This is a genomic window from Mesorhizobium sp. LEGMi-168a, from assembly GCF_058312955.1.
This window is the reverse complement of record NZ_JBZEGV010000002.1, coordinates 131,277-151,914: the sequence shown is the minus strand read 5'-3', so window position 1 is coordinate 151,914 and position 20,638 is coordinate 131,277. Positions and strand designations below refer to the sequence as shown.

The window sequence follows — 20,638 nt, the reverse complement described above, 5'->3', positions numbered from 1 at the left end:
CGACATGCATAACCCCGTGGTCCACATTGATGCGGAGCTGGTGCGCCGGCTGGTCGATGTGCAGTTTCCTCAATGGCGGCATCTGCCTGTCAGCCCTGTCGCCTTCGGCGGCTGGGACAACCGCACCTTCCATCTCGGCGACGAAATGACCGTGCGCCTGCCAAGTGCGGCATCCTATTCGCTGCAGGTTGAAAAGGAGCATCGCTGGCTGCCGCAGCTTGCGCCGCATCTGCCGCTGTCGATCCCGGTGCCGCTCGCCATGGGCGAGCCGGCGGCGGGCTATCCCTGGCACTGGTCCGTCTATCGCTGGATCGGTGGCGAGACGGCCAAGAACGGGCGCATCACCGATCTCGGCGCATTCGCGCTCTCGCTCGCTGATTTCCTCGTCGCCCTGAAGCGGATCGATCCGACCGGCGGGCCGGAGCCTGGCCAGCACAATTTTCATCGCGGCGGACCGCTGACGGTCTATGACCTCGAGGCGAGGCAGGCCATCGCCGCGCTCGATGGGGAGATCGATACGCAAGCGGCCACCACCGTCTGGGAAGCGGCCCTTGCCGCGACATGGCACGGCCCGCCCGTCTGGTTCCATGGCGATGTTGCCTGGGGCAATCTCTTGGTCGAAGACGGTCGCTTGAGCGCCGTCATCGACTTCGGCACCTCCGGCGTCGGCGACCCGTCCTGTGATCTGGCGATCGCCTGGGCCTTCTTCGAGGGCGAAAGCCGCGAGGCGTTTCGCGATCGCATCGCCGTCGATGACGCCACCTGGGCGCGCGGCCGCGGCTGGACCCTGTGGAAGGCGCTGATCACCGTTGCCGGACATGACGCCAACCAGGCCGAGGCCGGAAGGCAGCGCCGCGTGATCGACGAAGTGCTCGCCGATCACCAGCGCTGGGCATGACGCGGATTACAACAGGCCTTTAGCCCTGAGATCGGCGGCGAAGGTCGCCAGCGGCATCACGAGAGTCAGCGGTTTTCCCGAGAGCGGTTCGGCGCCATATCCACGGTACCAGTTCGCGGCACGCTCGCTCTTGGCATCGATGATGAGCAACAGGCCGCCGCCTTCAGCGGCGACACGCAGGCAGCGCAGGGCCGCCGCTGCGAGGAGCTGACCGCCGAGCCCTTGCCCGGCCACCGACAGATCGGTCGCCAGGCGGGCGAGCTTGAACCCGGACACCTCATGGCGGGCCAGCCCTTTTGTTAAGGTCGCAGGCACTTGTTCATGAGCAACGGCGGAGGGTGCGATCGTATAGAAGCCAAGAATGCGGCTTGGGTTTGCACCGTCGACAGCGCAAAACGTCTTCGAAGCATTCTGTTCATGGCTCTGCCTGGCGAACCGCCGCAGAAAATCATTCATCTGCTCGTCGCCGCAATCAAAGGATACGCGATCGTGCGATTTCGCGATCGGCTCCTCTCGCCATCGCGGCAGGGTCATACGGTATCGGGAAGAGCCGCAATGGCAGCCCGCAATTTCGCGTTGGGCTTCGGGGGGTGCTCGAGCAATTCGAGTATGCGTTTGAAGTCGCGATCCGACACTTCGGTCTTTTCGATGGCCTTGATCACGGCTTCCGCCTCGGGCAGCACCTTGTCGAGGATGAAGTCGGTCATGTCCTTATGCGATAGCGCTGCCGCGCGGGCGATCATCGCTTTTTGCGCGGGCCGGATACGGATATTGAAGCGATCGGTTTTCTCAGTAGCTGGCTTCGGCATGACGAGTTCCTTTGCTCCTATATAGCGTACGTACACAATGCGTACAATATGAGCGCCAATCTTGATTTCGCCCCTCAACAGGTGAAAAGCTCAACCCATGGAATGGCGCGACGAGGGAATTATTCTCGGCACTCGAAAGCATGGCGAAACCAGCGCCATCCTCGAGGTGATGACGCGCGCCCATGGCCGGCATCTCGGCCTGGTGCGCGGCGGCCGCTCGCGCAAGCAGCAGCCGGTGCTGCAGCCCGGCAACCGCGTTGATCTTCTGTGGCGGGCGCGGCTCGACGAGCATCTCGGCATCTTCCAGGCTGAGGCGATCGAGATGAACGCCGCCCGGCTGATGGACAGCGCGGTCGCCGTCTACGGCCTGCAGACCATGGCCGCGCATCTCAGGCTGTTGCCGGAGCGCGATGCCCATGGCGGCCTCTACGAGGCGCTTGCGGTGATGATCTCCCATCTCGACGATGCCGATGCCGCGGGCGAGTTGGTGGCGCGCTTCGAGCTGCTGATCCTCGACGAACTCGGCTTCGGCCTCGACCTCAGCCAGTGCGCGGCGACCGGCGCGCGGCAGGATCTCGCCTATGTCTCGCCGAAATCCGGACGCGCCGTCTCGCGCGAGGCTGGAGCGCCGTGGCACGACAAGATGCTGGCTCTGCCCGCCTTCCTGCAGCGCGGCTCCGGCCTGCACGCCGATGCGGCGGCGCTCGAGGATGCCTTCCGGCTGACCGGCTTCTTCTTCACCCGCCATGTCTATGAGCCGCGCGGCATCGAGGCGCCCGACGCGCGTGCCGGCTTTCTCACGGCGCTGCGCCGGCATCATGCGGCGGTGAAGGCGATCGCGGCGAGTAGAGCCTAATCGGCGCCCCGCCGTTCGAGAAAATCGTCGAGCATGGGACGCTGGCCTTTCAGGATCTTGATCCCGGCTTCTGGAAGTGAAAACCAGCCGGCTCTGTCCACTTCGGGAAACTCCTTCATGCTGCCCGACTTCGGCGGCCATTCCATGGTGAACATGTTGCTTCTGACGGCATTCACGTCGATGTCCGCTTCGACACTCCACGCGGTCACGATCTTGCCGCCCGGCTGCTTGTAGCTGCCGACGGGCTGGAAGTTGCCGGCGATAGTGGCGCCGAGTTCTTCTTCGGCCTCGCGCCGGGCAGCTTGGAGTTCATCCTCGCCGTCGTCGATAAGCCCCTTCGGGATCGACCAGGCGCCTTCATCCTTTTTTGCCCAGAATGGTCCGCCGGGGTGGACCAGCAGGAACTCGAACACGCCGGCGGTTCGCCTGTAGATCAGTAGCCCGGCGCTTCGTTGCGGCATCGGTCGTCCTCTTGGCAATTCCCGCAAGCTTCTGAGGATAACACGAGTATTTCGAGGCAGGCGGCAGGTAATTTGGCCTGAAGTCCCAAACGTTTCGACCTGTCGGCATTGGATAACGCTGCAAGTTGCTGGCAATCGGCGTCGAAACATGCTCGATCTTGCGGGCCGGCAAGGCACTGATTTCAATAGCCGTCTCATTGCCGCATTTGTCGGCCACGATTGGTCCGGTTTTGAGGGGAAACCGCCATGTTTTTCAGCCTGATTGCCATTGCCGCGGTCATCGCTTTATTCGTCATCATTTCACGCCAGCAAACCCGCATCGGCCTGATCGAGCGTGAGCTTGGCGCGCTGCGCAGCCTGGTGCTTTCGGGTATTCCGCAGGCCGCGCCCAAAACGGCCGCGGAGGCGGAAGGCGCGCGGGACGAAGTGCCCGCCGCGGCGGGCATCATTGCCGCGCCGCCAGCCAGTGAACCCGCCCCGGCTGAAGCTGCAGCCGCGACGCCCGACGCTGCTAAAGCCGAGACGCCAGCCGAAGCGGGCGAGGGGACTCCCGCCGAAGCCACCGAGCCGACGGCCGAGGCGGCGCAGCCTGCCGCGCCGACCGAGGCTGAGGCACCTGCGAGGGCAGCGCGCCAGACCGATGTCGAGACGGCGCTCGGCACACGCTGGGCTGTCTGGGTCGGCGGCATCGCGCTGGCGCTGGGTGGCCTGTTCCTCATCCGCTATACGATCGAGGCCGGCATTTTCGGTCCCGGGGTGCGCCTCACAATGGCCGGCATTCTCGGCCTGGTGCTGATTGGAGGCGCCGAGTTCATCCGCCGCACTGGCTTCAGGGTGCCGGTGCAAGGGGCGGCCGGCGCCTATATCCCGTCGATCCTGACGGCGGCCGGCGCCTTCATCCTGTTCGGCACCGTCTATGCCGCGTATGGCATATACGGCTTCATCGGCCCGGCGCCGGCCTTCACGCTGCTCGGCGCCATCGGCATCGCGGCCATCGCCGCTTCGCTGGTCCACGGCCTGGCGCTGGCCGGCATCGGTCTTCTCGGCGCCATGGTCACGCCGGCACTCGTTGCCTCTCAGGCGCCCAATCCGTGGGCCTTGTTCGTCTATCTGGCGATCGTGCTTGCCGCGGCGGCTGCCATCGCTCGCATCCGCGACTGGAAGGCGCTGACCGCGGCCGCCTTCGCCGGCTGTGGCATCTGGACCATCCTCTATATGACCGATGCGCCTGAGGTGAACCTGGCCGCGGTGATGTTCATCAGCCTGGCCACGCTCGCCGTGCTCGCTTTCGTCTGGCTTGTCCGGCGGGACGACGCCGAATCCGGCTTCGACTGGCCGTCGATCGCGCCCGGCTTCTTCGTTGCGCTGACCGCGCTCGGGTTGTCGGTCGATCCGGTCTTCGCCAAGGCCGGTTATGCCTTGCACGGCGCGGTGCTGCTGGCGGCGCTTGTGGCGGTGGCGCTCTACCGGCCGCGCGCGCTGCCGCTGGTTTTCGCCGCCGGCCTGGCGACGGTGCTGATCTATCTCGGCATCATCCCGCCCGCCACGATCGGCGCCGATGCGCTGGATGTCGGCCTTGGCGCCGAGCCGCTGGCGACTTCCGACACGCTGACCTTCCGCCTCGGTATCGCGCTCGCCCTTGTCTTCATCGCCGCCGGCTTCTGGGCCGCGCGCCGCTTTGCCGCCGCAACACCCGTCCGCGCCGCGTCCTGGGCGGCATGGGGCGTGATTGCGCCGCTGGTCGTGCCGACGGCGCTGTGGCTCACCTTCGGCGATATCGACCGTGACCTAGGCTATGCGCTGCCGGCGCTGCTCCTGGTGCTGGTCTTTGCCGCTGGCGGCGAGTGGATCGCGCGCAGCGAGGAGCCGCCGCTCGCCGGCGGCCCGGCCGTCTCCTTCGCGCTAGGAGGCGCCGGCGTCGCTGGGCTGCTGATGCTGCACATGGCCTTCAGCTCCGGCTGGACCACCGTTCTGCTCGGCGCCGCCGCTGTCGTGCCGGCGCTGGCGACGCGCTGGCGTTCCTATACGGTGCTGGGCTGGATCGCTGTCGGCGCGGCGGTCGCCGTGCTTGGCCGCGTCGCTTTCGACCCGACCATCGTCGGCGCGGCGGCATTGTCGAGAACGCCGGTCTTCAACTGGTTGTTGCCCGGCTATGGCGTGCCGGCGCTCGCCTTCGGCTTCGCCGCCTGGCAACTGGCGCGCACCACCGACGGACGGCCGCGCCTCGCTATGGAAGCGGCGTCGGCGCTGTTTGGCCTGCTCACCGTTGCGATGCTGGTGCGTCACGCCATGCATGGCGGCGTCATCGACACCGGCCCCATCACGCTTGCCGAGCAGGCGATCTACACGCTGATCGCGCTCGGCGCCGGCGCGATCCTCGTCGCCATCGATCTGCGCTCGCCGAGCTCGGTCCTGCGCTATGGCTCGATGGCCGCCGGCGTGTTTTCGGCGGCCTTGGTCGTCATCCGGCATTTCGTGGTGCTGAACCCGCTGGCGACCGACGAATCGACCGGCACCATTCCGTTCTTCAACCTGTTGTTCCTCGCCTATCTGCTGCCGGCTATCGCCGCCGGCGCGCTGGCGCTCTATGTCCGCGACAAGCGTCCGAGATGGTACGCGGCAATGCTGGCGCTGGTCGCCGCGCTGCTTGCCTTCGCCTATGCCACGCTCTCGGTCCGGCGCTTGTTCAAGGGCGAGTTCATCGGCCTGTGGAGCGGCCTCGGCCAGCTCGAGACCTACACCTATTCGGCGCTCTGGCTGGTCATCGGCGTGGCGCTGCTCACCGTCGGCGTCTGGCTGAGGTCGCAGGTGCTGCGCATTGCCTCGGCCGTGCTGATCGCGGTGGCGGTGCTGAAGGTCTTCCTCTTCGACATGTCGGAACTGGAAGGCGTGCTGCGCGCGCTCTCCTTCATCGGCCTCGGTGCGGTGCTGATCGGCATCGGGCTGTTTTATCAGCGCCTGCTTACAAGGGCTGCGAGGGAAAAGATCGATAACAAGTAGGAACAACCGGATAGCCGGGAATAAACCGCCATCCGCCGGCGTTGTTAAGGTGCTTGGGTACCGGAGCGGGTTGGCCGCTTCGCGCTGGCTGCTTGCGCCGCGCCATGAAGGCGCGTTCAATCGAATGGAAAACGACCTCGAAACAAGCGGTCATGGACGACAAGAAGGCAGCGATCCTGAGCGAAATACCGCGCTTGCGCCGCTACGCGCGCTCGCTGCTGCGCGACCGCGATTCCGCCGACGATCTTGTCCAGGACTGTCTGGAGCGCGCGCTTGTGCGCCTGGACAATTGGCAGACTGGAGAAAGCCCCAGGAGGTGGCTGTTTACGATCATGCATCATTTGTTCATCGACCAGATGCGCAAGGTGAACCGGCGAGGTGAGGCGGCGATGCTGCCTCTCGAAGCCGGCGAAGCCCAGTCCGCGCCCGCCGATCAGGTCGAAAGCATCGCCTCGCGCGAGATCATGGATGCCCTGCAGGCGATCAGCCCCGATCGCCGCGCGGCATTGGTCATGGTCGCCATCGAAGGCTTTTCCTACGCTGAGGCCGCCAACATCCTTGGCGTGCCGGCCGGCACGCTGATGTCGCGCATCGCGCGCGGCCGCGAGGAACTGCGCGGCCTGCTGGATGACTCCTCGCGCCGCCGTTCGATAAGGATCGTTGAGCGATGACCCGGCGCGATTTCTCCGAACGCGATATCCACATGGCCCTCGATGGCGAGCTGCCGGGCGAGGAGCGCATGGCCTATGACGCCTGGCTCGAAGCCAATCCCGAGATGCGCGCAAAGAGCGCCCGCTATATCGCGGACCGCGCGGCGCTCCGCGCCGCCTTGGCCGGCGTCATGGACGAACCTGTGCCGGCGCGGCTGAGGCAGGCGGTGCTTGGTGAAGCGCCGGCGCGGACGCCTGCCTGGCGCTCGCGCTGGTGGCTTTCGGCGGCGGCCGCCGCCGTGCTGATGGTCGGCGGCTTCGGTGGTTACATGGCCGGCATCGGCGGCATCGGGCGGGAAGGCGGGGCAGACGACCAGCTCGCCGAGCAGGCTATCGCCGCCCATGTCATCTACGCCGCCGAGAAGCGCCATGCGGTCGAGGTGCCGGCGAGCGACAAGGACCATCTGCAGACCTGGCTGTCCAACCGGGTGGGGCTGAAGCTGGTGGCGCCGGACCTGGCGGCCGAAGGCTTCGAACTCGTTGGCGGCCGACTGCTGCCCGCGGGCGAGCGGGGCAAGGCCGCGATGCTACTTTACGAGGACGCCAAGGGCGAGCGCATCTCGCTCTTCGTCACCGCCGAATCGTCTGAGACCGTCAAGGGCACCTATTCGGCGGAGGCCGATGGCCCCGAAGCCGTCTATTGGCTGGATAAAGGCTATGGCTGCGCCGTGGTCGGCTCGCTGCCGCGAGAGCGCCTGTCGGCGGTCGCCAAGAGCGCCTATGGCCAGCTTCTCGCCGGTATTTCGAGTTGAAACCGGCTGCGTTTTTCCGCAGCCGGCAGCCCTTCCAAACAGCGATCTTGTTCAAACACTTCGCGCTTCCTTGCCGCCGCCGAAAGTGTCACAATTCAGCCCAAATCAAGGAGCGATAGCGCTTGATGAATACCGGCGCTTCGGCTGGTGTTGCTTTTTGACCGGGGCCGTTTCCTTAAACCCAATCGAGGTTCTCCCAAGCCCGCATGCCTGCCGAGATCCGCAAGGCCCGCGCGTCAGACGTCGATGACCTCGCCGCCATCGAGAAGGCTGTTTTCTCGGGCGACCGGCTTTCCCGCCGCTCCTTCCGTCAGTTCATCGAGCGCGAGACCGCCGAGATGCTGGTGGCCGAGAATGACAGGCATGTCGCCGGCTACGCGGTGGTGCTGTTTCGCAAGGGCAGCGGCGTGGCTCGGCTTTATTCCATCGCCGTCGGCCCCTTCTTCGGCAGCCTCGGCATCGGCCGCCAGCTGCTGGCCGCGGCCGAGGAGGCGGCCTATGAGCACGACCGCATGATGCTGCGGCTCGAGGTGCGCGAGGACAATCAGCGCGCCATCCGCATCTACGAGCAGGCCGGTTACCGCAAAATAGGCCGCGAGCCGGACTATTACGAGGACGGCGCCACCGCGCTGCGCTACGAAAAGACGCTGCGCGGCGATGTCCCGACCGCTACCCGGGTGCCGTTCTACCAGCAGACCTGCGAATTCACCTGCGGCCCCTGCTGCCTGATGATGGCGATGGCCAATTTCGATCGCGGCTTCGTGCCCGACCCGGTCATGGAGATCCGTCTGTGGCGCGAGGCGACCACCGTCTTCATGATGTCGGGGCCGGGCGGCTGCGAACCTTTCGGCCTGGCGGTCGCCGGCTATGAAAGTGGGCTGGCCGCCGAGATCTTCGTGTCCTTCCACGGCGCGCTGTTCCTGCAGTCGGTGCGCAGCGAGGACAAGCGCCGGGTGATGGAGCTCGCCCAGGTCGACTTCCGCCGCCGTGCGGAACTTTACGGCATCCCGGTGAATTACCGTTCGTTCGGCATCGACGACGTCCGTTCGGCTCTTGCCGAGGGCAAGCTGGTGCTGGTGCTGATCAGCGGCTTCCTGATGTTCGGCAAGAAGGTGCCACACTGGGTGCTCGCCATCGGCGACGATGGCGACCATATCCTGATCCATGATCCTTGGGTCGAGGACGAAAGGCAGGAAACGATCCTCGATGCCGCCAACATTCCAGTGCCCTATGGCATCTTCATGAACATGGCGCAGTTCGGCCGCGACGGGTTGCGCGCCGCCATCACTCTGGGAAAACGCTGAAAAAATGACCTGGGTCATCCTTACAGGCAGGCAGAACGACCTCGACCAGGTGGCGACGCCGCACAAGATCATCACCAACCGCGACTATCTCGCGCATCCGGCGCTGTTTCGCGGCCAGCGGCCGAAGGTCATCAACCTGTCCAACAATTACGGCTACCAGAGCCGCGGCTACTACGCCTCGCTGCTTGCCGGATCGCGCGGCCACAAGGTGATCCCGACCGTCGAGACCATGATCGATCTTTCGGAGCGCAAGCTCTACGAGCACGCGCTGCCGGAGCTCGAGCTCGCGCTCAACAAATGCCGCAAGGACCTCGGCGGCACCTTCCCGTCCAAGGTTGCCGTCTTCTTCGGCATCGGGCCGTCGAAAGTGTGGGACCGCTTCACCAAGCTCTTGTTCGACTGGTTCCGCGCGCCGGCGCTCGAGGTCCACATCAAGGACAGCGCCGAATGGGCCTCCATCCGCAAGATCGGCTTCCTGCCGCTCGCCCGCATGACCGATGAGGAGGAAGCCTTCTTCCTGCAATGCCTGGAGACCTATACCAACCGCGAATGGCGCGACACCAAGGGCCGCACGCCTGCGCGCTACACTTTCGCGACGCTGGTCGATCCGCATGAGGAACTGCCGCCGTCGGAGATTTCCTCGCTGCGCTACTGGGCGCGGATCGCCGAGAAGATGGGCGTCGAGGTCGAGCCGATCACCAGGAAGGATCTGGCCAAGCTCGCCAACTACGACGCGCTGTTCATCCGCGAGACGACGTCCATCTCCAACCACACCTACCGCTTCGCGCGACGCGCCCAGCAGGAGGGCATGCCGGTGATCGACGATCCACTGTCGATGATCCGCTGCACCAACAAGGTCTATCTCAACGAGCTGATGACCTATAACAAAGTGCCGGTGCCGCCGACGGTGATGATCGCCGGCACCTCTGATTTTGAGCTTGCCGCGCAGACGCTGGGCTTCCCGCTGGTGCTGAAGATCCCGGATTCATCCTTCTCGCGCGGCGTCAAGAAATGCGAGACCCTTGCCGAGCTGACAAAGCTCGCGACCGAGTGGCTGGAGGATTCCGATCTCCTCATCGCGCAGAAATTCATCCCGACCGAGTATGACTGGCGCGTCGGCGTGCTCGGCGGCCAGCCGCTGTTTGCCGTGCATTACCTGATGGCGAAGAAGCACTGGCAGATCGTCAACCACAAGGCCAATGGCAAGCCGGACCAGGGCGGCATCAAGACTTTTACGCTGAAGGCGACGCCGCCGCATGTCGTCGAAACCGCGGTCAAGGCGGCGAGCTGCATCGGCGACGGACTTTACGGCGTCGACCTCAAGGAGACCAAGGACGGCGTCTTCGTCATCGAGGTCAACGACAATCCCAATCTCGACCATGGCTGGGAGGATTCCGGCGAGAAGGATGAGCTCTGGGTGCGGCTGACGCAATGGTTCCTGGAGCGCCTGGAGCGGCCGGGTCGATAATCATCCGTTTGAGGGACAAAGATGCTGTTTTTCGTGATCGAGGATTTCACCGGCTGCGACCGCAAGGAGATCTACCGCCGCTTCCGCGACCGGGGCCGGCTGAAGCCCGACGAGCTTGTCGTGCACCATAGCTGGATCGCCGGGGATATGAGCCGCTGCTTCCTGCTGGTGGAGGCCGATGACGTCACGCTGCTGCAGCGCTGGGTCATCGAATGGGCGGATCTAGTGGAGTTCGAGATTGTGCCCGTGGCGACGAACAAGGATATGGTCGCGGCGTTGGCCGGGCACCTCTGAACGAGCGACGTGACCTTCTCTGGGGGGCAGAGAGCATCCCCTACTTGATCTGGAACCCGTGAGCCAAGGGATCGCGGTCGTCCACGAATATGGTGTTGTGGCCGATGATCCGTGCCCAGCCGCCGACGCTCGGCCGAATCCCTTTGAAAGGTCCAACCTCGACCTCCGCCTCGACACGGCCCTCGAAGACCGTGCCGATCAAGCTTTCCTGACGGAAGGTGTCGCCAACCTTCAGCCGGCCCTTCCCGAAGATTTGCGCCATGCGCGCTGATGTTCCAGTGCCGCCCGGCGAGCGGTCGATCGCCTTGTCGCCGTAGAACACTGCGCCGCGGCCGTCGGCATCACTGCCCGATGGTTTGTCGCACCAGATGGCGTGATGCACGCCGCTTATTCTCTCGTCCTCGGGATGGATCGGGTTGCAGACAGGCCCGAGCGCATCGCAGAGGCTGCGGCTGAGGTCCACGATGTCGCTTGCGGACATGCCGTCCAGTCCCTGCCAGTTCTCCTGCGGCTCGACGACCGCGTAGAAGTTGCCGCCATAGGCGATGTCGACAATGAGCCGGCCGAGACCCGGGACATCGACGCTGACGTCCGCGGCATGCAGGTAGCTCGCGACGTTGAACATCCGCACGCTATCGACGAACTCGCCCGGCTTTTCATACTGGATGTCGACTCTTCCCGCCGGTGTCTCGATCGAGAGCTTGCCAGGGACACGTGGACTTACGAGACCCTCTTCGATTGCCGCCGTCACGAGGCCGATCGTGCCGGCGCCGCACATCGGCAGGCAGCCGCTGACCTCGATGAAGATGACGGCGAAATCGCAATCCTCCCGATATGCCGGATAGATGATCGCGCCCGACATGATGTCGTGCCCGCGCGGCTCGAACATCAGGGCCTGCCGGATCCAGTCATGCTCGCGCACGAACAGCTCACGCCGCTCGGCAATCGGAAGGTGGGGCAGCATAGGACCGCCGCCGGCGACGAGCCGGACCGGATTCCCGCATGTGTGGGAATCGATGCAGAAGAAACTGCGACGCATCGTCTTTTCCTTCTGCGGTTCAGGTGGCCCGGCGCCGTTGCAGCGCGCCTCTGGTGAGCCTGTCGAGGAAGATGGCAATGGCGACGATCGACAGCCCGGCGCGGAGGCCGAGGCCCATTTCCATGCGCGTCAGTCCCCGCGTCACCTCGGCGCCGAGACCTCCCGCTCCGACAAGGCCCGCCAGCACGACCATGGCGAGCGAGAGGAGGATGCACTGGTTGAGGCCGACCAGCAGCGTCGGCGTCGCCGAAGGGATCTCGATCTTGAACAGGATAGAGCGCGGCGAGGCCCCCGTCGCATGGCCGAGCTCCAGAAGGTCCTTCGGCACCTGGTTAAAGGCCAGCGTCGTCAGTCGCAGCATCGGCGGTATGCCGTAGACGATCGTGGCGATGATCGCCGGCACGCGGCCGAGGCTGAAGATCATGACGGCCGGGATGAGATAGACCCACGGCGGCACGGTCTGCATGATGTCGAGAACGGGCCGGATCGCAGCCTCGAACTTGCTGTAACGCGACGCCAGGATGCCGAGCGGGAACGCGATCGACACCGAGATGATCACCGCCACCGTCACCAGCGCCAGCGTTTGCATCGAGGCGGCCCAGAAGCCACCGAGCAGGCAGAACGTGAGCGCGATCGCCGTGATAATGGCGACGCGGATGCTGATGAAGAAGCCGGCGAGCAGCACCGCCACAATGATGGTCGCGTAGGCGGGTGGATAGAGCAGGGCGGCTTCGATGCCGCTCAAGACCGCCTCGATCAATTTGGCGACCGCGTCGAAGAACGGGTGGAAGTTCGTGTTCAACCAATCCACCACGGGGGCGAGATATGCCCCCGGCGAAAACCTGAGCTGGTCGAGATTCATCTTGCGCCTCCCTTGGCGCGGCGCGCCGCGCTCTGCGTGAGCCTGTCAAGCACCATGGTCAGGATGACGATCGCGATCGCGGCGTTGATCGAGGTGGCGATGTCGAGCGTGCGCACGGCCGAATAAATCGTCTCGCCGAGGCCGCCTGAACCGACGATGCCCGCAATCACGACCATGCCGAAGGCCATCATCAGGCTCTGGTTGATGCCGGCCATCACGCTTGGAATGGCGAAAGGGAGCCTGATCTTGGTGAACATCTGCCAGGGTGTCAGACCGCTTGCCTGGCCGAGCTCGATGAATTCATGCGGGGTCATGCGGATGCCGAGCGAGGTCAGCCGGATGGCAGGCGGCATGGCGACGATGAAGGTGGCGATAAGCGCTGTGGCAGGCCCATAGCCGAGCAGCGCGATTGCCGGCAGAAGATAGATGTAAGGCGGCAGGGTCTGGATCAGGTCGAGCACAGGCTCGAGAAACCGGTCGAACGACCTGACGAAGCCCGCCAGGATGCCGACCGGAATTCCGACGACCAGCGCCAGCAGCGTGGCGGTGATCACCAGAGCGAGCGTGCTCATGGTTTCGGTCCAGAGCCCCATGAAAGCGCAGACGACCAAGGCGAGCCCGGCCAGCACGCCGGCCAACGCGTTGATCAATCGCCATCCGAGCAGCGCCCCAATGAGCGCGATCACATAGAAGGGCGCGAGCTGCAGCGTCCACAGGACCCCGTCATAGGTCCCTTCAAGCACCGCCCTGACGGAATCGAACAGCCAGTCGCCATTGTCGCTGATCCAGCCAAGGGCGTCATCGGTCCACTCGTCAAACGTATCGGCAATAAACGAGATGTCCATTTGCTCCTCCCGAGCTACACCGCCGCGAGTTCCCCGGCAGGCTTGCCGGCAACACCGCGAAGCAGACCGCGGATGGTGACGACGCCGACGACCGCCCCGTTCTCAGCCACCGCGACCGCATCGCGGTCGGACTGCATCGTGAGGTCGATAAGCTCGCCGATGTCGGCCTCCGGCGAAGTCCGAGGCAGCGCGTTCACGTCATAATGCGGCTGCGAGCCCTTGAACTCGGCGACGGGCCGCATCACCGAGTGCGCCTTGACCAGGTGGATCCTGGAAATGCCGGCGACGAAATCGGCGACGTAGTCGTCGGCTGGCCTGGTCACGATTTCCTCCGCCGTTCCGACCTGGACGATGATGCCGTCCTTCATGATGGCGATGCGGTCGCCGATGCGGATCGCTTCCTCGAGATCGTGCGTGATGAAGATCGCGGACTTGCCGAGTGATTTCGTCAATTGCCGGAATTCGTCCTGCAACTGTCGGCGGATCAGCGGGTCGAGCGCGCTGAACGGCTCATCCATCAGGATGATTTCGGGGTCAGCGGCCAAAGCCCTGGCCAAGCCAACGCGCTGCTGCATGCCGCCGGAGAGCTGGCCGGGATATTTCGACGTCCAATCGGCAAGGCCGACCTTTTCGAGGGCCGCTCGCGCGGTCTTGTTGCGCTCTTCCTTTGCGATGCCCCGCACCTCGAGGCCGAAGGCGGCGTTCTCGAGAACCGTCCGGTTGGGGAGAAGCGCCACGCTCTGAAACACCATGCCGATGTTGCGGGCACGCATGTCGCGAAGCTCGGCCGCATTCAGCTTGGCGATCTCCTTGCCTTTGACCGTGATCTTGCCGAGGCTCGGCTCGATCAGGCGATTGAGCAGCCGGATCAGGGTCGATTTCCCGCTGCCCGAGAGCCCCATGACGCAGAAGATTTCGCCGCGACGGACTTGCAGGCTGGCATCGGAGACGCCGACCACGCAGTCGAATTCCTGCAGCACCTCTCTCTTGGACAAACCACGTTCGGAGATGGCCTTGACGGCGGCCGGGGCGCGGGCGCCGAAAATCTTCCATACTGATTGGCAGTCGACCAGCACTTCGTTGGAAACATTCATCGCGGTGTTCATGTCGTTCCCCTTGGGCCGCTTCATGCGGCCGTTCATGCCTGCAGGAAGGCGGTGCGGACCGCCGAAGCCGGCGGTCCGCACTGTCGACGACTATTCCGACTTGATGTTCTCCCAGCGCTTCAGGAGATCGGCATGGGCATCGGTCCAGTCCTTGACGGCTTCATCCATCTTCTTGCCGTCGCTGACCGCGCCATTGATCGCGGTGATGTCGGCCAGAGGCACATAGACCGAGGCGATGACCTCGCGCGCATGCGGATAGTCGGCCGAAAAACCCTTCTTGCCGATCCAGTAGTAGCTTTGCGGCGGCGGGAAGATGCCCTTGGGGTCCTTGAGGAACTTCACCGGATATTTCTGCATCATCCAGGACGGTTCCCAGATGGTGACGGCGATCCATTCCTTGCGGTCGACGGCCGCCTTCAGCGCGGCGGTCATCGCGGCGGTGCTGCCTTCGACCAGCTGGAGTTTCAGGCCGTATTCCTTGACGGCGTTGGCGGCGTCGCGCATCAGGCCCGAGCCCGGCTCGATGCCGACGATCTTGCCGCCGAACTTGTCGGCGTTGTCGTTGAGCTGATCCGTCGAATCGATGGTCACGTAGTTCGGCACCGCGATCGCCTGGTAGAGGCCGTGCGAAACCGGCGAGATCTTCTCCAGGCGCTTCTTGTTCTTGTTCCAGTAGTCCTGGGCGACATAATCCGTCTGCGAGGCAAGGATCTGGATGTCGCCCTTGCTCAGCGCCGCATAGGCGATGCCCCATTCGGAAAAGTCGACCACCTTGACGGTATAGCCGGCGTCTTCCAGCACCTTCTTGGTGATGCCGGTGATGGGGGTTAAATCCTCCCAGGACATCGTGCCCACGGTGATGGTCTTTTCCTCCGCCTGGGCGGACAGCATGGTCATACCGACCATCGCGGCAGCGCAGAGCGCTTTCCACAAAGTCTTCATGTTCCTCACTCCTGTTTTTTCGCTTCTATTCCCCTGAAGACCGCTGCGGTCGCCTCGGCCTTCACATTGCGCGGCGAGGGCTCATCCCTCGCGGCCAGCACGCAATTCCTGCAGTCGGATCACGGCGTTCACGCCCAGCCACGCAAGCGGCTCGGGAGGTAGCCTTGCGGGTTGCGGTTGATCCGAAAATTCATCGAGCATCTCGGAGCGAGAGCCGGTCGCCAGATCGGCGGCCATGACGCCCGCAAGCGTGCTCTTCACGGTGCCCAGACCGTTCTCGCAGCACGCCGAAAAGAGGCCTTCCTCGATCTCGCCGAAGGCGGGCACGTGGTTGCGGCTGAGGCAGAGCCGCCCAGCCCAGACATATTCGAACGGCACGTCCTCGAGGTCGGGAAACCTGGCATCGAGCGAAGCCCGCTGCTCGGCGGCGATGCCGGCCAGGCGCTTCTCGCTCACCTGAACGGGCCAGTCGTAGGTGAACCGGGTGCGAATAACGATGCGCGAAGATCCGTCTGCCGAAATCTTCCTCACGGTCGCGCCCATCGGGTCGGCCGGCAGCAAGGCCCACCTGTCCTGGCCTGTCGACTTCGCGGTGAAGGCGGCGGTCATCGCCGCGTAGGTGAAGATGTGCATCAGACGGCCACGGAAGTGACCGAAGTCGTCGATGTGGCCATTGACGCCGAGTATGACCTTGGGAGCGGTCACGCTTCCGTTCCGCGACAACGCCTTCCAGTTTCCTCCGGCCCGCTCGAGCTTGAGGACCGGGGAATGCTCGAATATGTCGACCTTCGATACCAGCCCTGCGGCGAGCCCGCGGATATAGTCGGCGGGCTGGATCATCACCGCGCCCGGCGTGAAGATACCCCCCAGGTAGTAGGACGATCCGGTGAGCTGCCGCATCGCGGCGGCGTCGAGGAATTGGTGCTTCTCGCCGATACCGTCCAGCGAGCGGCCGTAATTCGCATTGAGCTCTAATCCGCGCTCGGTGGCCGCGGCATTGATCTTTCCCGACGGGTCGAAGGTGTCGGCCGGCATGCCGTATTCCGCCGCCACGTCCGCGGCGAAAGCGATCGCGAAGCGGTTCTGCGCGATCTCAGCTCGTGTCGCGGCCTCGCCGGCGACGGAATATTCGCCCGACGATAGGTTATGCGGGGTGTCGATCATGTAGCCGGAATTCCGGCCCGCGGGGCCTTTGGCGATCTCGCCTGCCTCCAAGAGCACGATCTTGTCACCCGGCCGCAGTTGAGCGAGACGTCGCGCGGCGGAGAGGCCGGCGAAGCCGGCGCCGACGATCAGCCAGTCGGCCGTGATGTCGCCGTCGAGCGTCCGGACGGGGAAGCCGCGTCTGCTGATCGCTTCCCAGCCCGAGGTTCCGGATTCCGCCGGAAGCCGCTTGACGACGATGTCGCTCACCGCACGGTCTCGTCGACCGAACGGTCCGAGACGTCGATCCAGACGGTCTTCAGCTCGCAGTAATTGTCATGCGCGAAGACCGACTTGTCGCGCCCGCCGAAACCGGACTCCTTATAGCCGCCGAACGGCGTGGTCGCATCGCCTTCGCCAAAGCAGTTGACGGTGACGACACCGGCGCGGATTTCGCGCGACAGCTTGATCGCCTTGCGCAGGCTCCCCGTATAGATGGACGCGGTCAGACCGTAATTCGTGTCGTTGGCGAGAGCCACGGCTTCGGCAAGCGAGTTGAACGTCGTGACCGAAAGGATCGGACCGAAGATCTCTTCGCGGAAGAGACGGCTTGAAGGCCCGACGCCCTCGACGACGGTCGGCTCGATATAGATGCCCTTGTGCGTGGCGCCGCCATGGGCGACCGCGAGCTTCTCCGTCTTCACGTCGCCCAGGAAGGACTTCACCTTCTCGAAATGGGTCTTGCTGACCAGCGCGCCGATGCGGTTTTCCGGATCGAGCGGATCGCCGGTCTTCCACTCGCGCATATAGGCGCCGATGCGCTGCAGCAGCTCGTCCTTGATCTTGGCATCGACGATGAGCCGCGACGTGGCCGAGCAGTTCTCGCCCATGTTCCAGAACGCGCCGTTGACCACCTGCTCGGCGACGAGGTCGAGGTCTTCGGCATCGTCGAGGACCACCGCCGGGTTCTTGCCGCCGCATTCCAGCACGACGCGCTTGAGGTTGGAATCGGCCGCGTAACGCAGGAAGCGCCGGCCGGTCGGCGTCGATCCGGTGAAGGCCACCATGTCGACGCCCAAATGCAGGCCGATCGGCTCGCCGACCTCCTTGCCGCCGCCCGGGACGACGTTGAAGACACCCGCCGGGATGCCGGCCTCATGCGCCAGCTCGGCAACGCGAAGTGTGGTCAGCGTCGTCTCCTGAGCGGGCTTGACGATCACCGAGCAGCCGGCGGCCAGCGCCGGGCCGATCTTCCAGGCCAGCATCAGCAGCGGGAAGTTCCACGGCAGGACGCAGCCGACGACACCGACCGGTTCACGCACGACCATAGTCAGCGCCTTGGAGCCGACGGGAGCGGTGTTGTCGTAGAGCTTGTCGATCAGTTCAGCATGCCAGCGGATGGTGTGGATGGTGTCCGGAACGTCGACGGTCTGGCATTCGCGAATGGGCTTGCCGCTGTCGAGGCTCTCCATGACCGCGAGCTCGTGGCGGTTGCGCTCGAGCAACTTCGCGAACTTCAAAAGCACGGCCTTCCGCTCGCCGGGCGCGAGGTGCTGCCAGCGGCCGTCGTCGAAAGCTTCCCTGGCCTTGGCGACGGCGAAGTCGACATCGCTGGCGTCGCATGCGGCGATCTCGGCAAGAACCTCGCCCGTGGCCGGATTGGTCGACGTGAAGGTCTTGCCGGAATTCGCCGGACGAAACGCCCCGTCGATGAAGGCATTGGTCGGAAACCGAATCTCCGCGGCGAGGGCCTTGTATTCGGCGGCGGTCAAAGGGTCATGCATTGGTTGGCTCCCGACGTGATCTGGGCGACCGTGCGCTTCAAGGTGGCGACGACAGTCTGGAGGGATTGCTTTTCTTCCGAATTGAGCGGGCGCAGCGGCGCGCGCACGCCGCCTGTCTTCAGGCCAATCAGCTCGCATCCGTGCTTGATCGACTGGACGAACTTTCCGCATTCGAGGAAGTCCATCAGCGGCAGCATCGCGCTCATGATGGCGCGGCCCTTGTCGAAGTTCTTTTCGAGCACGCAGGCCTCGTAGAGCGCGACATGCTCGCGCGGCAGGAAGTTGGACCCGGCGCAGACCCAACTCCTGGCCCCCCAGGCGAAGAACTCGAGCGCCTGGTCGTCCCAACCGCAGGAAAGCGAGATGTGCGGGAATTTTCGCGCCAGCCGGTGCAAATTGCCCATGTCGCCGGAGCTTTCCTTGATGGCGACGACATTCCGGGACTTGCCGATGCGGGAGAAATACTCCTCGCCCATCATGACGCCCATGCGGGCAGGGTAGTTGTAGAGCATGATCGGCAGGTTCGCCGCGCGGTCGACCGTGAGAGCGTGAACCGCATTCTCGCGTTCGGTCGGGAGCGCGTAAGGGGGCGACGAGACGAGGATGGCGTCGGCGCCGATCTCCTTCGCCGCCTTGGCGTATTCGACGGAGTCTTCAGTCCTGATGGCGCCTGTGCCGATGATCAGCGGAAGGCGGGTGCCGATCACCTGCTTGGCGTAGGCGCCGAGATCGAAGCGCTCCTGGGTGGTCTGGGCGTAATATTCACCCGTCGATCCACCGACGATGATGCCGTGCACCTTGGCTTCGATGAGCGACTCCAGAACCTCGGCGAAAGCGGCATTGTCGATCTGCCCGTGCGGGTCGAGCGGCGTGACCGCTGGCGTGTAAATGCCTTCGAATTTCAAGACAGTTCTCCGTCCCTGGAGTGGCCGTTCTCTGCCAGCTCGCCATCCGGCCAAAGGGAGATCCTCTGCGAAATCTCGTGCGAGAATTCTCAGCAGCCGGAGCCGGTCGGTCGGATTTGATGGCGCAAGAAATTGCACACCGGCGAGCCGGAGTCAACAGATTGTATTATTTGCGTACACAAATTTTATAATCAGATAACACATAGCCATTGCGAGACCGTGAACCGCAACGCCGTCCCGTGCCGCAAACGCGACAACGTATCGTCGACGCCGAACCTCCAGCACGAGCAGTGAGTCAGATGAAAGGCTTAGTGCTGCTCCGGCGGCGGCTGATTGATTCCACGGCAAAGGCGAGCCCGATCATGGCTTTCCAATCCGTCTGAATTGCTTGGGCGTCATCGAAAAGTGCTTCTTGAAGGTGCTGCAGAAATGCGCGCTGTCGCTGAACCCGGTTTCATAGGCGATCTCGGTGACGCTGCGGCGCCGGCTGGCCAGGAGTTCGCGCGCGGCGAGGAGACGTATCCGCCGCCAGAACACCGCTGGCGCAGATTGGAGGTCCGCCAGGAAGGCTCGGGTCAAGCGCGCCTTGGAGGTGTTGAGGGTGCGCGCAAGTTCATCGATCGAGCACGGCGCGTCGATGCGCGTCTCCATCACTTTCACGGCCTCCACGGTCAGCCGCGACGCCGCCCCGAGCGGCTCCTCGTAAGGTTTCGTCCTGAGGACAATCCTGGGCTCTTCGGGTTTGAAGAGAAGATAGTTGAGGGCCTTCTGAGCCCTGCCGGCATTGCTGTAATGGGCAATAAGAAAGGCCGCGACTTCAATGGCCACGATGCTCCCCGGGCAGGTGACGATGTTGCCGTCGATGACATAGTTCTGGCTGGTGACCGGGCTGACATTCTGGAATCTGGACACGAACTCGCCCAATGTATCGAAGTGCAAAGCGCATTCCCGATGCTTGAGAAGGCCCGCCTGCGCCAACACGAAGCTGCCCGTGCACAAACCGATGATCGGAATGCCACGCTTGTTCGCAGCTTGCAGATAGTCATACGTCCCCGTCGGGATGCTCTCCATATCCCGCAGCAGCCCGCCGCAAACGGCTACGCAGTCGTACGCGCCTGGATCGTCTAGATTTCCGGTCGGAACCATCTCAAGGCCGCAGCTCGCACGCACTGGATGCTGCCCTGCCGAAATGAAATCCCAGGCGAAATAGACCTGCCGGCTCTGATCCTCCCTGTCGGCGGCCAGCCGAAGGGCATCCACGAAGCTCGCCATCGGCGTCAGCGTGAAGCTCGGGCAAAGGATGATGCCGATCTTCAGGTAGGGAAGCCCTACGCGATCAGGCGCCTTCAGTGCAGCCGTCAAAGCAAGCTCCTCGTTCGCGAAGTCTATCCAATTCTTATGAAAAACGTATCGAAATCACAATTCGTGAATTTCGCAAACCGCTAATGTTCGATCATCCC

The 20,638-nt window shown here is 64.1% G+C and carries 20 protein-coding genes; 8 read left to right on the top strand and 12 right to left on the bottom strand.

Translation table 11 applies throughout. The features are described from left to right. The first annotated feature begins 4 nt into the window (after positions 1-4). Positions 5-898, top strand: coding sequence for an aminoglycoside phosphotransferase family protein (locus tag AC4FWB_RS04080; protein ID WP_491024496.1), 894 nt, complete (start codon positions 5-7; stop codon positions 896-898). 6 nt (positions 899-904) lie between these two features. On the opposite strand, the gene AC4FWB_RS04075 is transcribed toward AC4FWB_RS04080, so the two are convergent. Together AC4FWB_RS04075 and AC4FWB_RS04070 are read right to left on the bottom strand one after the other, a co-directional pair. After that, a complete protein-coding gene (locus AC4FWB_RS04075; protein ID WP_491024494.1) occupies positions 905-1,432 on the bottom strand; it encodes a GNAT family N-acetyltransferase in 528 nt (175 codons plus the stop codon). After that, a complete protein-coding gene (locus AC4FWB_RS04070) occupies positions 1,429-1,707 on the bottom strand; it encodes a type II toxin-antitoxin system TacA family antitoxin (RefSeq protein WP_491024839.1) in 279 nt (92 codons plus the stop codon). Before AC4FWB_RS04070 ends, AC4FWB_RS04075 begins: the two co-directional genes overlap by 4 nt. A gap of 97 nt (positions 1,708-1,804) precedes the next feature. On the opposite strand from AC4FWB_RS04070, the gene recO reads away from it, so the two are divergent. After that, positions 1,805-2,563: a DNA repair protein RecO gene (gene recO / locus AC4FWB_RS04065; RefSeq protein WP_491024493.1), complete on the top strand. Its 759-nt coding sequence runs from the start codon at positions 1,805-1,807 to the stop codon at positions 2,561-2,563. Here recO and AC4FWB_RS04060 read toward each other — a convergent pair. After that, entirely contained in the window at positions 2,560-3,024 is a 465-nt protein-coding gene (locus AC4FWB_RS04060; protein WP_491024492.1) for an NUDIX hydrolase, read from the bottom strand. The genes recO and AC4FWB_RS04060 overlap by 4 nt on opposite strands. A 246-nt stretch (positions 3,025-3,270) precedes the next feature. Between AC4FWB_RS04060 and AC4FWB_RS04055 the strand changes: the two genes are divergently transcribed. The 6 genes from AC4FWB_RS04055 (at position 3,271) to AC4FWB_RS04030 (ending at position 10,552) form a co-directional block, all read left to right on the top strand. Beyond that, positions 3,271-6,024, top strand: coding sequence for a DUF2339 domain-containing protein (locus AC4FWB_RS04055; RefSeq protein WP_491024491.1), 2,754 nt, complete (start codon positions 3,271-3,273; stop codon positions 6,022-6,024). A gap of 152 nt (positions 6,025-6,176) precedes the next feature. Continuing rightward, on the top strand, positions 6,177-6,695 hold the full coding sequence (locus tag AC4FWB_RS04050; RefSeq protein WP_491024490.1) for a sigma-70 family RNA polymerase sigma factor: 519 nt from the start codon (positions 6,177-6,179) through the stop codon (positions 6,693-6,695). Next, positions 6,692-7,486: an anti-sigma factor family protein gene (locus AC4FWB_RS04045; protein ID WP_491024489.1), complete on the top strand. Its 795-nt coding sequence runs from the start codon at positions 6,692-6,694 to the stop codon at positions 7,484-7,486. Before AC4FWB_RS04050 ends, AC4FWB_RS04045 begins: the two co-directional genes overlap by 4 nt. Positions 7,487-7,692: 206 nt before the next feature. Beyond that, entirely contained in the window at positions 7,693-8,790 is a 1,098-nt protein-coding gene (locus AC4FWB_RS04040; protein WP_491024488.1) for a peptidase C39 family protein, read from the top strand. Between the two features lie 4 nt (positions 8,791-8,794). After that, the gene (locus AC4FWB_RS04035) at positions 8,795-10,258 is read left to right on the top strand and encodes a RimK family ATP-grasp domain-containing protein (RefSeq protein WP_491024487.1); all 1,464 of its coding nucleotides are present in this window, start codon (positions 8,795-8,797) and stop codon (positions 10,256-10,258) included. Between the two features lie 21 nt (positions 10,259-10,279). Beyond that, on the top strand, positions 10,280-10,552 hold the full coding sequence (locus tag AC4FWB_RS04030; protein WP_491024485.1) for a DUF3303 domain-containing protein: 273 nt from the start codon (positions 10,280-10,282) through the stop codon (positions 10,550-10,552). A 40-nt stretch (positions 10,553-10,592) separates the two neighbouring features. On the opposite strand, the gene AC4FWB_RS04025 is transcribed toward AC4FWB_RS04030, so the two are convergent. From AC4FWB_RS04025 to AC4FWB_RS03985, 9 genes are all read right to left on the bottom strand, one after another. Then, positions 10,593-11,591, bottom strand: a complete 999-nt coding sequence (locus AC4FWB_RS04025; protein WP_491024484.1) for a 4-hydroxyproline epimerase — start codon at positions 11,589-11,591, stop codon at positions 10,593-10,595. Between the two features lie 19 nt (positions 11,592-11,610). Beyond that, entirely contained in the window at positions 11,611-12,453 is an 843-nt protein-coding gene (locus AC4FWB_RS04020; protein WP_491024483.1) for an ABC transporter permease, read from the bottom strand. Then, positions 12,450-13,298 (bottom strand): ABC transporter permease, encoded by an 849-nt coding sequence (locus tag AC4FWB_RS04015; RefSeq protein WP_491024482.1) that lies wholly within the window; start codon positions 13,296-13,298, stop codon positions 12,450-12,452. The genes AC4FWB_RS04020 and AC4FWB_RS04015 overlap by 4 nt, the downstream gene beginning before the upstream one ends. 14 nt (positions 13,299-13,312) lie before the next feature. After that, positions 13,313-14,404: a quaternary amine ABC transporter ATP-binding protein gene (locus AC4FWB_RS04010; protein ID WP_491024481.1), complete on the bottom strand. Its 1,092-nt coding sequence runs from the start codon at positions 14,402-14,404 to the stop codon at positions 13,313-13,315. Between the two features lie 90 nt (positions 14,405-14,494). After that, on the bottom strand, positions 14,495-15,346 hold the full coding sequence (locus tag AC4FWB_RS04005) for a glycine betaine ABC transporter substrate-binding protein (RefSeq protein ID WP_491024479.1): 852 nt from the start codon (positions 15,344-15,346) through the stop codon (positions 14,495-14,497). Positions 15,347-15,427: 81 nt separating this feature from the next. Continuing rightward, a complete protein-coding gene (locus tag AC4FWB_RS04000) occupies positions 15,428-16,759 on the bottom strand; it encodes an NAD(P)/FAD-dependent oxidoreductase (protein WP_491024477.1) in 1,332 nt (443 codons plus the stop codon). Further along, positions 16,756-18,273 carry an aldehyde dehydrogenase gene (locus tag AC4FWB_RS03995; RefSeq protein WP_491024476.1) on the bottom strand — a complete coding sequence of 506 codons (1,518 nt, stop codon included), beginning with the start codon at positions 18,271-18,273 and terminating at the stop codon, positions 16,756-16,758. Before AC4FWB_RS03995 ends, AC4FWB_RS04000 begins: the two co-directional genes overlap by 4 nt. Further along, positions 18,258-19,178, bottom strand: coding sequence for a dihydrodipicolinate synthase family protein (locus AC4FWB_RS03990; RefSeq protein WP_491024475.1), 921 nt, complete (start codon positions 19,176-19,178; stop codon positions 18,258-18,260). The genes AC4FWB_RS03995 and AC4FWB_RS03990 overlap by 16 nt, the downstream gene beginning before the upstream one ends. Positions 19,179-19,538: 360 nt before the next feature. Further along, positions 19,539-20,540 (bottom strand): GlxA family transcriptional regulator, encoded by a 1,002-nt coding sequence (locus tag AC4FWB_RS03985; RefSeq protein ID WP_491024474.1) that lies wholly within the window; start codon positions 20,538-20,540, stop codon positions 19,539-19,541. Positions 20,541-20,638: the final 98 nt, after the last annotated feature.

Excerpts from the sequence above, each read along its gene's own strand:
- AC4FWB_RS04035 (WP_491024487.1), top strand. The coding sequence starts at position 8,795 with ATGACCTGGGTCATCCTTACAGGCAGGCAGAACGACCTCGACCAGGTG.
- AC4FWB_RS03995 (WP_491024476.1), bottom strand. The coding sequence starts at position 18,273 with ATGCATGACCCTTTGACCGCCGCCGAATACAAGGCCCTCGCCGCGGAG.
- AC4FWB_RS04010 (WP_491024481.1), bottom strand. The coding sequence starts at position 14,404 with ATGAACACCGCGATGAATGTTTCCAACGAAGTGCTGGTCGACTGCCAA.
- AC4FWB_RS04020 (WP_491024483.1), bottom strand. The coding sequence starts at position 12,453 with ATGAATCTCGACCAGCTCAGGTTTTCGCCGGGGGCATATCTCGCCCCC.
- AC4FWB_RS04025 (WP_491024484.1), bottom strand. The coding sequence starts at position 11,591 with ATGCGTCGCAGTTTCTTCTGCATCGATTCCCACACATGCGGGAATCCG.
- AC4FWB_RS04075 (WP_491024494.1), bottom strand. The coding sequence starts at position 1,432 with ATGACCCTGCCGCGATGGCGAGAGGAGCCGATCGCGAAATCGCACGAT.
- AC4FWB_RS04080 (WP_491024496.1), top strand. The coding sequence starts at position 5 with ATGCATAACCCCGTGGTCCACATTGATGCGGAGCTGGTGCGCCGGCTG.
- AC4FWB_RS04005 (WP_491024479.1), bottom strand. The coding sequence starts at position 15,346 with ATGAAGACTTTGTGGAAAGCGCTCTGCGCTGCCGCGATGGTCGGTATG.
- AC4FWB_RS04060 (WP_491024492.1), bottom strand. The coding sequence starts at position 3,024 with ATGCCGCAACGAAGCGCCGGGCTACTGATCTACAGGCGAACCGCCGGC.
- AC4FWB_RS04015 (WP_491024482.1), bottom strand. The coding sequence starts at position 13,298 with ATGGACATCTCGTTTATTGCCGATACGTTTGACGAGTGGACCGATGAC.
- AC4FWB_RS04040 (WP_491024488.1), top strand. The coding sequence starts at position 7,693 with ATGCCTGCCGAGATCCGCAAGGCCCGCGCGTCAGACGTCGATGACCTC.
- recO (WP_491024493.1), top strand. The coding sequence starts at position 1,805 with ATGGAATGGCGCGACGAGGGAATTATTCTCGGCACTCGAAAGCATGGC.
- AC4FWB_RS04045 (WP_491024489.1), top strand. The coding sequence starts at position 6,692 with ATGACCCGGCGCGATTTCTCCGAACGCGATATCCACATGGCCCTCGAT.
- AC4FWB_RS04055 (WP_491024491.1), top strand. The coding sequence starts at position 3,271 with ATGTTTTTCAGCCTGATTGCCATTGCCGCGGTCATCGCTTTATTCGTC.
- AC4FWB_RS04030 (WP_491024485.1), top strand. The coding sequence starts at position 10,280 with ATGCTGTTTTTCGTGATCGAGGATTTCACCGGCTGCGACCGCAAGGAG.
- AC4FWB_RS04070 (WP_491024839.1), bottom strand. The coding sequence starts at position 1,707 with ATGCCGAAGCCAGCTACTGAGAAAACCGATCGCTTCAATATCCGTATC.
- AC4FWB_RS04050 (WP_491024490.1), top strand. The coding sequence starts at position 6,177 with ATGGACGACAAGAAGGCAGCGATCCTGAGCGAAATACCGCGCTTGCGC.